Origin of the sequence: Silvibacterium sp. (assembly GCF_047605705.1) — a bacterium.
Lineage (GTDB): Bacteria > Acidobacteriota > Terriglobia > Terriglobales > Acidobacteriaceae > Silvibacterium.
Map to the genome: position 1 here is coordinate 29216 of NZ_JASGFD010000044.1, position 12721 is coordinate 41936.

General features: G+C 61.6%; 9 protein-coding genes. 2 read left to right on the top strand and 7 right to left on the bottom strand.

The features are described 5' to 3' along the window. Positions 1-23: 23 nt before the first annotated feature. Positions 24-2090, bottom strand: coding sequence for a beta-galactosidase (locus tag QM649_RS15225; RefSeq protein WP_415199909.1), 2067 nt, complete (start codon positions 2088-2090; stop codon positions 24-26). 91 nt (positions 2091-2181) lie between these two features. Then, positions 2182-3333: a M24 family metallopeptidase gene (locus QM649_RS15230; RefSeq protein WP_415199910.1), complete on the bottom strand. Its 1152-nt coding sequence runs from the start codon at positions 3331-3333 to the stop codon at positions 2182-2184. A gap of 459 nt (positions 3334-3792) precedes the next feature. Between QM649_RS15230 and QM649_RS15235 the strand changes: the two genes are divergently transcribed. Next, on the top strand, positions 3793-7476 hold the full coding sequence (locus QM649_RS15235; RefSeq protein WP_415199911.1) for a TonB-dependent receptor: 3684 nt from the start codon (positions 3793-3795) through the stop codon (positions 7474-7476). A 352-nt stretch (positions 7477-7828) separates the two neighbouring features. Here the strand turns inward: QM649_RS15235 and QM649_RS15240 are convergent, their stop codons facing one another. Beyond that, the gene (locus QM649_RS15240; RefSeq protein ID WP_415199912.1) at positions 7829-8809 is read right to left on the bottom strand and encodes a COX15/CtaA family protein; all 981 of its coding nucleotides are present in this window, start codon (positions 8807-8809) and stop codon (positions 7829-7831) included. Between the two features lie 70 nt (positions 8810-8879). Here QM649_RS15240 and QM649_RS15245 point away from each other — a divergent pair, with 70 nt between their 5' ends. Further along, on the top strand, positions 8880-9344 hold the full coding sequence (locus QM649_RS15245; RefSeq protein WP_415199913.1) for a hypothetical protein: 465 nt from the start codon (positions 8880-8882) through the stop codon (positions 9342-9344). A gap of 20 nt (positions 9345-9364) precedes the next feature. On the opposite strand, the gene QM649_RS15250 is transcribed toward QM649_RS15245, so the two are convergent. The 4 genes from QM649_RS15250 to QM649_RS15265 all read right to left on the bottom strand — a co-directional run. Next, on the bottom strand, positions 9365-10012 hold the full coding sequence (locus QM649_RS15250; RefSeq protein ID WP_415199914.1) for a CPBP family intramembrane glutamic endopeptidase: 648 nt from the start codon (positions 10010-10012) through the stop codon (positions 9365-9367). 162 nt (positions 10013-10174) lie between these two features. Further along, positions 10175-10999 (bottom strand): pyrroline-5-carboxylate reductase, encoded by an 825-nt coding sequence (gene proC / locus QM649_RS15255; RefSeq protein ID WP_415199915.1) that lies wholly within the window; start codon positions 10997-10999, stop codon positions 10175-10177. 48 nt (positions 11000-11047) lie between these two features. Then, a complete protein-coding gene (locus tag QM649_RS15260; protein ID WP_415199920.1) occupies positions 11048-11836 on the bottom strand; it encodes a GAF domain-containing protein in 789 nt (262 codons plus the stop codon). After that, positions 11803-12721 (bottom strand): DUF885 domain-containing protein (locus QM649_RS15265; RefSeq protein ID WP_415199916.1); only part of this gene is annotated, 919 nt, incomplete at its 5' end. The genes QM649_RS15260 and QM649_RS15265, both read right to left, overlap by 34 nt.

Here is a 12721-nt window from a genome sequence, read left to right on the forward strand (position 1 = left end):
TCCGGCTTTTCTGTCGTGTGAAGTTATTGTGCGAGGACGGCAACGCCGTACTTCGGCAGCTCGACGGATGAGACGGTGCCATCCCCGAGCAGGTTATGCATCGCAGACGGCAGGCTTACCTGCTGAGCCTGCTGCGTGTGGTTGATCAGGATGAAGACATGCTTGCCGTCGCCTGAGCGCTCGCAGACTTCGACGCCCCTGGGGACATTGGCGATCAGCGGCTTCACGCCGGCATCGGAGAGCACGGAGGCCACCAGCTTATCCAGCAGGGGCTGTTCGAGCCACGCGCCAATATAAGTGATGGTGCCCTTGCCGACATGCCGTGTAACCACTGCGGGCTGTCCGTCGAGCCAGCCATTGCTGGCGCCGTAATGCATCAGCACCTTTGTCTCCGGTGAATGGACGGCGATGGTCTCAGCCCATACCTTCGCTTCGCCGGAGCCTGCGTCGCCTTCCACGGGCACAGGCTTGTCGAGCGCGTAGAACTGCGAGACATTCGCGCCGAGCGCCTCGGCCAACGGACCGGGCTGACGCTGAACACTCAGCGCATCGTACTCGTCCTTCATGCCTGAGCGCGGGCCCAGAACGAGATTGCCGCCCTGCTTTACGTAGGCCAGCAGGTGATCGCCGACTTCCTGCGGCAGCACATTGAGTGCGGGGGCGACGACAACCTTATAGCTGTCGAGCGGCGCATGCACGCTGATGACGTCGACAGACTGTGCGCCGTCGCGCAGCGGGCGATAGAAGTCCGTCATCTCCGCGGTGGGAGAGAAATGCGCGCTGTGGCGCTGGAAGTCGATGGCCCAGCGGCTGTCGAAATCATTGATCAGTGCAACGTCCGCATGCGGCGAGGTGCCGGCGAGCGCCTTGCCTGCCTTATCGAACTCTTCGCCGACCTGCTTCACCTCGTCGTATACCGGAACGGGTTTGCTGTCGATGCCGACCAGCACGCCGTGGTACTCCTCCTGCCCATTGGGAGCGGCACGCCACTGCCAGTATTCGACCGCATCGGAGCCGTGACCGATGGCCTGCCATGCGAGGTCGCGCGTCTGGCCTTTGTCGAGCGCGTTATTGGTGGGGCGCCAGTTCACGAAGGCCGGCTCGGTCTCCATCACCCAGAAGTTCTTCTGCTTGTAGCCGCGCGTCAGGTCGTGGCGCAGGCCGTTGTCGTAGGGATCGAGCACGTCGGTGCTGATGTAGTCGTCCCATGCGGCGATGTCGAGCACCGAGTGCTCCACGTACGAATCGAAACCGTCGAACCAGCCCATGGTGTTCGTGGTGATGAACTGGCGCTTGTCCGCGTGCGGGCGGATGGCGCGGATCTCGTTTTCCGAATAACTCTTCCAGGTCTCGCTGACGAAGTGCTTCCACTCGAGCAGCAGCGCCGGATTTTCGTCGGAGTTGTGCGCGGGAATCTGGTCGAAGTCGTTATACGACTGGCTCCAGTACGCGGCGGCCCAGTGCCTGTTCAGGTTGTCGATGGTGCCGTACTTCTGCTTGAGATAGGCATGCCACTGCGCAATGGCATCGGGATCGAAGGAGTCCGCGGCCAGTTCGTTGTCGAGCTGCCAGCCGACGACATCGGGGTTCTTCCCGAAGCGTTCCGCCATCTGCTCGGAGATCTTGTAGGCAAGCTCGCGATACTTCGTGCTCGCGAAAGAGAACTGCTGGCGATTGCCGTGCTCATCGCGGCGGCCGTCGTTATCGACGCGCAGCGTGTCGGGATACTTCTGCGTGAACCATGCGGGCGGCGCCGCAGTCGGTGTGCCGAGCACAACACAGATGTGGTGCTTCGCGGCGAGTGCGATCGCCTTCTCCAGCCATTCGAAGTGGTACTCGCCCTCACGCGGCTCCATGGTGCTCCACGCGAACTCTCCGACGCGGACGAGATGGATGTGCGCGGCTTCCATGCGCTCGAGATCGGGCTCCCACTGCGATTCGGGCCACTGCTCGGGATACCAGGCAGCACCCACCAGCAGCGGTGGCTGGTCCGCGTATTGTGTGGCTTGCGCCGAGGCGAAGGGCATCATCACCGTGGCAGAAAGCGCCGCGATGGCAGCGCGGCGGCAAAGCGAAGCAAGTACCGGCATTTCTATTGCTCCTTAAAGATGTGGGAAGCGAAACGGATTTGAAGAAGACAAGGTGAGTGACATCCAAATGCCACTCACCTCAGAGCGCTGCTTATTTCACCAGCACATTCGACGCCGGGTAGACCACGCCGTCAAGCACTGTCTCGATGACCGGCAGCGTCGGTGTTGCGGTGATCACCTCAACGCCGGAAGGGGTCACGATGGCCGTGTCCTCGACCTTGGCGCCGCGCAGGCTGGGGTTGTAGGCATAGGCCTGCGGCAGCGTAACCCGCTGCGCGCCTTCAGGCGTGATGATCCAGTCACGCTCGCCATAACCGCATGGGCCGCCCTGGTGATGCAGGCGGATGTCATCCGGGGCGCCCGCTGCGGCGAAGGCCTCGGCTGCCGCTGCATAGAGAGCGGACGAGGTTGCGCCGTCCTTGGTCGCGTGCAGCAGCGCTGCGTTGATTTTTGCTACGTGCTCGAAGTTGCGCAGCAGCTCAGCCGGCGGCTCGCCGAAGTGGACGAAGCGGGTGATGGAGATGACCAGCCCGGAGCGGCGTGCGCAGAGATTGAGCATGCCGTAGCGCTCCAGCACGCCAGAGCGCGGTACGGCATGCTTGTAGTTGTAGATGCGCTCGTCCGCGCCCATCAGCAGCACGGTTGGGGTAATGCCGCGGACCAGCAGCTCGAAGGAGATCTGCGCGGCCATCTCGTGCTCGGTCACGCCGGGCTCGAGATCTTCGAGCACCGCGACCGTGGCCTCAGCGGTCTCCACACCAAGCTGGCGGAAGCGGGCAATCTCTGTCTCGAGCAGCGGCGCGCGCAGGCCGGTCAGGTTGATGAGTTCGGCTCCGGGCTGCGGTGTGTCGGCGCCCAGGCGATCGCCCGCGAGCTCCCCGATGATGCCGGCAGGCGAACCCCACCACGGATACGTGACCAGCTCATAGCCGAGCCCTGCGAGCTCTTCGTGCGTGAGACGCGGCGCTTCGTTCTCGCTGGTGATGCAATATTTCCGGCCACCTTTCGTGATGAGAAAGGATGCGACCGCGGACTCCGATCCCAGCGCGACGCGGGCTTCGAACTGCCCGGCCGTGATCCAGGCCTGATTTTCGTTCCGGCTCAGCAGCACGGCGGAGAATCCGCGCTCTTCGAGGAAGGGAAGCAGGCGCTCAAACTTGATGGAGATTTCGCCTTCCCGGCTCTGTGCGGCGTCGGGGGCAGAGGCTAGGACGGACGTGGACTGCGGGACACTCTGGCTCATCAATTTCCTTCTGGTCAATCCGGCTGGGTGTGGCGCGATGGTGGTCTGGGGCCTATACGGCGAAGTGCCGTAGTAAATCGTTTTCTCTTGGGTCGCTGGACTGCTGGCACAAGTTTGCACGCGTGGGATCGTGCTTGCCAAGTTTTTGCGTAAATGCGGAGATTCGCCTCGCGCGGAATCCCTGACGGACGTGCCACAAACAAATTTCACACGATAAAAGCCCGGCTGGAAGCGCATCCTTTCCTGTTGACATGTTTTGTGAGTGGCGCGTATAAGTTGGCTCGTTTCGTGAATGTATGCGTTTCCATTAATGAATGAATGCGCTTACATGAATCGTAAATGAAACAACTTTTCCACGATTGAAACGGCTTCTCCGGCGCAGACTGGCGAGCCGCAGCAGTACCGAGAGACAAGCAGCACCGTAGGGCTTCGCGTGAAGGATTTTTCCAGGAGGCAAGGATGAACGCAGGGATTCAGTGGAGGAGCCGTCTGGCGCTAATGTGCCTGGGGCTTCTGCTCGCATGCCATTGGGCGGGCGCACAAACGGTATATGGCACGCTGGTCGGCACGGTTGCCGACTCCACGGGGGCGGTGGTGCCCGGGGCACAGGTCGTCGCTACCGAAACGCAGTCGGGCTTCAAGCTGCAGGCCACGACAAGCTCGGCGGGCACCTTCCGGTTTCCCGAAGCTGCCATCGGCACCTACAACCTCGCGGTGACGGCCACCGGCTTCCAGGCGCAGCAGCTCACCGGCGTAAAGGTGAACCTGCAGGTGACCACGGCGGTGAATGTCACGCTGCAGGTTGGCTCGGCCACGCAAACGGTCACGGTCGATGCATCGTCGCAGCAGTTGCAGACGGCAAGCTCCGATATCACCGGATCGATCACCGAGCAGCAGTACAACGATCTGCCGCTGGCGCTTGGCGGCGTGGGCGCGTTGCGTTCGCCGGAGGCCTTCATCTTCCTCTTACCCGGCAACACTGGCCCCGGCACAGCGAACAGCAACAACGGCGTCTTTGAGAGCAAGATCGCCGGCGGCCAGGATTACGGCGCCGAAGTGCTGATTGATGGTCTCAGCCAGCAGCGCAGTGAAAACGGCTCGTCCTTCGACGAAGAGGCTCCTTCGGTCGAGAACCTGAAAGAGCTGACGGTAACCGACGCGGTCCCTCCAGCCGAGTACAACCGCACGACCGGCGGCTTTGAGAACTTCACCACCAAGAGCGGCGGCAACAGCTACCACGGCACAGCCTTCGAGCTCTTCCGCAACACCGATCTCGATGCGAACTCGTGGCTGAACGGCGGGCTTGAATCGTATAACTGCGCGGGAGCGAACGATACCCCGGCCTGCCGCTCCACCTATGCAACTCCGGTCGATCGCAAGAACGATTTCGGCGGCAATCTCGGCGGTCCCATCTGGATACCGAAGCTCTACAACGGGAAGGACAGGCTGTTCTTCTTCTACGGCTGGGAGCAGATCCGTTACTCGGTCGGCGCGATTACGACGGCGACCGTTCCCACGGCGGCGGAGCTTGGCGGCGACTTCTCAGCGCCGGCTCTCTTCAACACCTCGAACATCGTAGGCACGAACCCCTGCGATGGAACGCCGGTTTACCAGGGGCAGATTTTCGACCCTTCGACCACGCGCACGGTGAATGGCGTGGAGTGCCGCACCGCATTCCCGGGCAACAAGATCCCCGGGGGCTTCTCGCCGGCGGCGCTGAAGCTGCTGAGTTATTTCCCGCAGGCGACGAACAGCAACGTCTTCAATAACTACGTGCTTTCGAGCACGTCTCCGATTCAGAACACCACCTACACCCTGCGCATCGACGCGAACCTGACGGCGAAGAGCAAGCTGTGGAGCTCCTACAGCACGCGCGATAACAACCGCGTTTCGGGCACACCGCAGATTCTGCCGTATCCGATCGATCCCAACACCTGGAAGCAGGACTTTGACACGCACTTCTGGCGCCTGGGCTGGGATTACTCGCTCACGCCAAACCTGCTCAACCACCTGATTGTCGGCACCAATCGCAGCAACAGCATCAATTACGCCTTCCCGTTGTTTAACAAGATCAATTACACCGAGCAGGCGGGCATCGGGAATGCAGACTCGTTCAACTTCCCGCAGATTACCAACGGCGTAACGACCAACGAGGGCAATCCGGCGCAGAACGACGACAACATCGATAACGGTATCCGCCTTGTCGACAGCGTGACGTGGCAGAAGGGCGCGCACAGCCTCACCTTCGGCGTGGACATGCGCTACCAGCAGTACTCGCCGATCGACGGCAACTCTCCCGTGATCAACTTCTGCACGGGGCAGACATCGGCTTATACCGGCTCCGCGAACAACGGCAACGGACTGGCCAGCGAGCTGCTCGGCAATGCCTGCGGCGGCAGCCAGAACCTCTACTCACACCAGTCGCGCTGGATCTCCTGGTACTACTCCGGCTATGTGCAGGACGACTGGAAGGTGAACCGCAACCTGACGCTGAACCTGGGCGTGAACTACAGCGTCGATGTCCCGCGGCACGAAGCGTTGAACTACACCTCGAATTTCAGCGCGACGGCGACCGATCCGGAATATGGTGTACCCGGCGCGCTGGTCTTTGGCACGCAGTGCAACGGTTGCAATGCGAAGTGGGCCGATACGTACTACAAGGACATTGCGCCACGCCTGGGTTTTGCCTACACTCCGCCGTGGCTCAACACCAAGACGGTGCTGCGCGGCGGCTTCGGCATCCTCTACGGACCGCTGCAGTATGACGACTTCGGCGGCTCGATGAATGCAGGCTACAAGTCCAGCCCCACCTTCCCCTCGAAGAACGGCTTCGATCCGTCCTTCCAGATCGACAGCGGATATCCGGCGTTCGCTTCTCCGCCGGATCTCGATCCCGGCCTCTATAACGGCTCCTATCTGCCTGGCTCTTATATCGAGAAAAAGGCTGGCCGTCCGGCGGCGATCTACAACTGGGATATGCAGGTGCAGCAGCAGCTGGCGCAGGATCTGGTGCTGACCATCGGCTACGTGGGCAGCGCAGGCCAGAACCTGCAGGCGAACAACCAGAACATCAACAACATTCCTTACAACAAGGAATTCTCAACCGGCGGTAATACGCTGAATGCGCAGCTGATGAACAATCCCTATGGGGTGGCTGTGCCGTTCACCGGTTACTTCAACCTGTGGGGCGATGGCGTCACCGTGCAGCAGGCGCTGCGTCCGTTCCCGCAGTATGACTACATCGACTCAGGCTGCTGCCTGCAGGCGACCGGTCATTCGAGCTATGAAGCATTGCTGGTTTCGTTGGCGCGGCAGTTCCACAACGGCCTGAGCCTGCAGGCGTCGTACACCTTCTCAAAGAATGAGAATGACACCGACAGCGCTCTGCCCAACACCAACCCCGGACAGCCCCAGGTGCAGAACCCCGCGAATCTGAAGGAAGAAAAGGCCATCAGTATTCAGGATCTGCCCAACAGCTTCGTCGTCAGCTATCTCTATGAGCTCCCGTTCGGCAAGGGGAAGAAGTGGCTCAACCACGGGATCGCTAGTTACACGCTGGGTGGATGGAAGATCGGCGGCGTGCAGCGTTATCAGAACGGTCAGCCTCTGGCCTTCTGCTGCACGGTCGGCATTCCGGGCTGGGAACAGTCCATCCGGTATGACGAGATCTCGGGGGCGAGTGTCAAGAGCGCCGCGTACAAGCGGGGCTGGAGACACGTCAATCCCTTCTCGTATCTCAACGGCGGCGTCGGCAGCGATCCAAACAGCAACAGCTTCTTCAACGGATCGGACACCAGCGCTTCGACCTATCAGAAGGCCAACCCTGCTTTCCATGACCAGAATGCAGCAGTGAATGTTACAAATGCGATCGCTGGAAACAACGTGCCTTACGAACTCGGCAATACGCCGCGTGTCACCGGCATCCGCATGCCGAAGTGGCTCAGCGAAGACTTCAGCCTGCTCAAGGACATTCCCATTCACGAGAGTCTGGACTTCGAGTTGAAGGCCGAATTCCTCGACGCCTTCAATCGCCACTACTTCTCGCCGCCGGATACGAATCCCGCAGACTTCGGGTTCGGCGTTCCGACGGCTATCGAAAACGGCCCCAGAAATATCCAGATCACCGGACGTCTCCGGTTCTGAGTGTTTCCCGATGAGTGACTTGGCCCGGCTCCCGCCGGGCCATTTTTTTCTGCTTCGCGCAGAGCGGTTTCCTTCGGCCTCCGCTCCCTTCGGTCGCGGGTCTGGAGTTCTTATTATGGCCGGAACGAGGGTCTGCGGGATTCGTGCTCTCCCGCGTCTCAGAATCGAGACGTGGGGCACCCGAATTTACGCTTATTGAAAGAGAACCGCAGGTTTCTCCACTGCGCTTCGCTCCGGTCGGAATGACAGAGCTTGTTGTTACTGGCACAGGGGGGCTGAAGCCCTTTCGAGATTATCCGGTATTGGCAAGGCTAAAGCCGCGCCCTGATACTTCTCGTCTGAGCTCTGAGCCCTACCTACCGCACATGCCTTCGGTACAGCCAATCGGACGCAGATAGAGCCGTGCTGTGAGCACGACCAGCGCGATCCAAAGGAGGTCCGCGCCGAGCAGATGCAGCATCTGCAGCGCAACGGGGGCGAGCAGTGCGAGGTCCGCGAAGCCCAGCCAGTATTGCAGCACGAGCAGACCGATGACGCCGGCAGCGAGACCGCGATTGGCGACCGAGTGGAAGGCGCGGAAGACGATCCAGACAATGAAGGCTCCGGCCACGAGGCTGATGACCGGATGCAGCCAGCGCAGGTGTACCAGTGTCGGCGAGTCCGCGGCGAAGTCTTCGAGGATGGCTGCGCGAACATTGGGCGAGGGGTAGAGTGTGTCCGCGAGCGCGGCCAGGGCACCAAAGATGCCGGTGATAATCACGGCAAGGAGGCCGGTGATGGCCAATGTGGGCCTGCGCATCTCCACACTGCCGCGCATAAAACCGCGCTCACGCGAAAGAAAGTGCGCAGTGAGGGTCATCGCCCCAACCATGAGCAGGGTGTTGGCCAGGTGCAGGGCGAGATAGACGCCGCGCGAGGCCGATTGATCGGTAGCCGTCTTGCCGAGCAGTACGAGAAGCGCGCCGAGGAGAGCCTCGTTCAAGGTGAGCACCAGCGCTGCGACGGCGGCTGCGCGTGCCAGGTGCCGTTTTGCGGTCGCGCGGACGGTCCACACCAGCAGTGCCACGATGGCGATCAGAGCGACGCCGCTCATGGAGCGGTGCGCAAACTCGATGATGGTCGAGATGGTCGGATGATGCTGAATCACCGAACCGTTGCACAGCGGCCAGTGATCGCCGCAGCCTGCGCCGGATCCGGTGGCTCGCACTGCTGCTCCCCAGATGATGACGAGGACGTTGTAGGCCACCACGCCCCAGGCAAAGCGGCGAAGGCCCCGCGCAGGTTGTTGCACCGGCAGCGAGGTCGCAGGAAAGGGTGCGGACACAGCGTTCATGGCGACTCCACTTCTATTTTAGCGGGCGGGCAGGCAACTTCTGGCAATCCACGGTAATCTGTCCCAATCTATGAAGAACTCACGGGCATTTAGCTTCCTGCTGGCCGCCACCCTTCTCGGTGGGACCGGTTCGATCGTCTTCGCACAGGATTCCGGAGCGAAGCAGGACATCAAGACCGCCGGCACCGACACCAAGGATGCGGCCAAGGACACCGGTCACGCGGTAAAGAGCGGCACGGAGAAGGGATACAGCAAGACCAAGAGCGGTACCAAGACAGCGGCGAAGGACACCAAGAGCGGCACGCACAAGGCCTACGATAAGACCAAGGAAGGCAGCACCAAGGCTTACGACAAGACCAAGGAAGGTACCGAAAAGGCCGCCGACAAGACCAAGGAAGGCACGGAGAAGGTATTCGCTCCGAAGAAGGAAGCCGGCTCCAAGGCTAAGGACAACGCGCACCAGGCAGAGACCAAGGCTTCGGACAAGACCAAGGAAACCGACCAGAAGGTGAACGACGCAGCGCCCCAGGCGTAAGTGTCGTTACGAATCTCTTCTCAGACCAGCCGGGCGTAGAAGTACATGCCCAGTCCCACGCTGAAGAGATAACCGCCATAGAGTGCGTGCTCCACTGAGGAGGTAAGCAGCGACCGAGTTCGCTGCTGCCTCCAGGCAAAGAGCAATCCGCCGGGGAAGGTGAGCGCGATCGCGACCCAGTTGTGGAAGACAAGGTGCATCATCGCGAAGCAAGCGGCGCTGAGCAGAATCAGCGCCGTTTCCTTTTGCCTCTGCGGGACAAGTTCGCGGTAGCGATGCATCACGAAGACGCGATAGACAAGCCCCTGCGGATAAACCGAGAGCACCGGGTAGAGCAGCATGATGAGCGTCCACAGCACCGGGTGATGCCGCACCAGGGTGAATAGCTGCGCAGGCGCGAACTTCCAGACTAAAAGTGTGAGCAGGAGGGCGGCGGCCGAAAACAACGTGAGCATTGTGGCCAGCGAGCCGGGTAGCGCGTTGCGATTCCACAGCTGCGTACGCTGGAACGTCGGATCGCTCCGCAATGTGACTGTGCAGTAGATGGCGAGGGCCCACAGCAGGGGCATCGGCGGCAGAAATGGCGGGAGCAGGAAGAGCGCCAGCGGCACGAGCAGAAACAACAGCAGCAGTTCTGTAAACAGCACCCAGCGCATGCTCGGCTTCACTGCCTGCTTGCTCTCTTGCGTGTTGTCATTCCGACCGGAGCGACCATGGAGCGCCAAAGGGCGCGAAGTGGAGGAACCTGCTGTTGTGCCTTTTCATCGAATCATCTCCATCATGAAAGCCAAACCGCAGATCCCTCCGCTTCGGTCGGATGACAACCAGCCTTAGCCCGCGGCCAGTTCCTTCGCGCGCTGCGCGGCCCGCATCACGGCCTTGATCAGCGTCACGCGCAGGCCGCCTTCTTCGAGTTCGAGGATGCCGTCGATGGTGCAGCCGGCGGGCGTTGTTACCGCGTCCTTCAACAGCGCCGGATGGTAGCCCGTCTCAAGCACCATCTTGGCCGAGCCGAAGGTCGTCTGCGCGGCCAGCAGTGTAGCGATATCGCGCGGCAGGCCCACCTTCACGCCCGCTTCGGCGAGCGATTCCAGAATGATGTAGATGAAGGCCGGACCGCTGGCCGAGAGACCGGTGACCGCGTCCATGTGCTTTTCATCGACGATCACGGTGCGGCCGACGGTCTCGAAGATACGCTCGGCAAGCGCCATTTGCGCGTCGGAAACAAAACGGCCGCGGCAGAGCGCCGAGACGCCCGCGCCCAGCATGGATGGCGTATTCGGCATCGAGCGAATGACCGGGATTTCGATGCCCGCCGCCTCTTCGATCGCGCCGGTCTTTACCGATGCCGCGAACGAGATGAGCAGCTTGTTCGGCGTGAGCGCGGGGCGGATCTGCGCGATAAGGTCGGGGATCTGGAAGGGCTTCACGCCCAGCAGGATGATGTCGGCCTGCTCGGCCACGGCGAGGTTGTCTGTGGAAACCTCGACACCCCACTGCGCGGAGAGGACGGCGGCGCGCTCAGGGTGCGCGACGGTCGCCAGCAGCTGTTCGGGGGTGAGAATCTGCTGCTTCAGGAAGGCTTGCAGCAGGATGCCGCCCATCTTGCCGGCACCGAGCACGGCTACACGTAATGAGGAGAGGTCTGGATTCATAACCGCAGTATTCATGCTGGAATCAGAGTACAGGAGCCCTGGTTTTCTTCAGGTCCGCAATTTGCGCGGGTCCAGTCCGGGAAGCGTAAGCAACTCCTGCACGAGGGCGGAAAGCCGCGCCAGTTCGACCGAGGCTTCCTCGCCGAGCCTGCGTGCTTCCTCTCCGTAGCTGCCGGATGCCGCCAGGTAGAGCTGATTTGTGAGCCCCTGCAGCGGGTTGTTGATGCGGTGGGCCAGTTCGTTCGCCATGGCAGCCGCGGCGGTGGCGCCTGCCTGCTCCACCAGGAGCTGATGTTGTTCGCGATGCCGCATGCCCATGGCGGCGAAACCGGCAAGGGTTTGCATCAGCTCGCAATCGTCCTGGTTGAAGGCTTCCCGCCGTCCATGCGCCATCACAAAGATGGTGCCGCGCGTCTTCTCCGTGTTCCATGGCAGCAGCAGGCCATCGGTGACTGGAGGAGCGGTGACGCCGAGGATGTCGAAGAAGCGCTTGCCTACGCGGAAAAGCTGTGGGTGGTCGCGCTCGAGACAGATGCTGCACGCGCTCGGATAGCGGGGAAGCGAGGCATCCAGGAAGGCGGAATACTCTCCGGCCGCGGCGATCCACCGGAAGTAGTCGTCATCCGTGGGGTTCTCCCGTTCGATGCTGATGCCCGCGCTGTCCGCGCCGCATAGCTCGACCGCAAGCTCTGTGAGTTCCTGCAAAAGCCGATCGGGCGTAGTGAGAAAGATGCGGGCGAGCCGGCGCAGCCCTTCAATGTGGAGGGCGGGATCAGAGTGCTGCCCGCTGTCTCCCCTGGGACTTATTTCGCGGTGACGGCCTGCTGCGAGGCCCAGCTCTTCACGCGCTGATCGAGGACGTCGAGCGGCAGAGCGCCGGAATCGAGCACCTCGTCATGGAAGGCCTTGAGGTCAAACTTCGGCCCCAGCGTCTTCTCCGCATCCGCGCGGAGTTCGAGCAGTTTCAGCTGGCCGATCTTGTAGCCGAGTGCCTGTCCCGGCCACGCAATGTAGCGGTCGACTTCGGACTGCACGGTCGCGTCGTCGAGGCCGGAGTGGTCCTTGAAGTACTGCACCATCTGCTCGCGCGACCAGTGCTCGGAGTGGACGCCGGTATCGACCACGAGGCGGATGGCGCGGAAAACGTCTGTCTCAAGCCGGCCGTAGTCGGAGTAAGGATCCTGGTAGAAGCCGACTTCCTTGCCCAGTCGCTCCGCGTAGAGTCCCCAGCCCTCGGTGTAAGCGGTATAGCCGAGATATTTACGGAACTCCGGAAGGCCGGTCAGCTCCTGCGCGATGGAAATCTGCAGGTGATGGCCGGGCAGGCCTTCGTGGTAGGCGATCGACTCGACGTTGGCAAGCGAGCGATGCTGCACATCGTAAGTATTTACGTAGACCGTACCTGGGCGGCTGCCATCGGGCGTGCCGCGCTCGTAGTACGCGGGCGCCTGGTCCTTTTCGATGAAGGCCGGAACCGCTTCAACCGCGAGCGGCGCCTTCGGCAGACGGCCGAAGAGGTCGGGCAGCTTCGTCTTCATCCTGTCGATGTCGGTGCGGTAGGCATCGAGGTACTGGTCCTTCGTGGTCGGATGCAGCTTGGGATTCGCGGCCACGGATGCACGCAGATCAGCGACCGTCTTGAAGCCGAGTTTCTGCGCAATGACCAGCATCTCTGCTTCGTCGCGCTTTACTTCGTCGAGGCCGATCTGATGAATCTGCTGC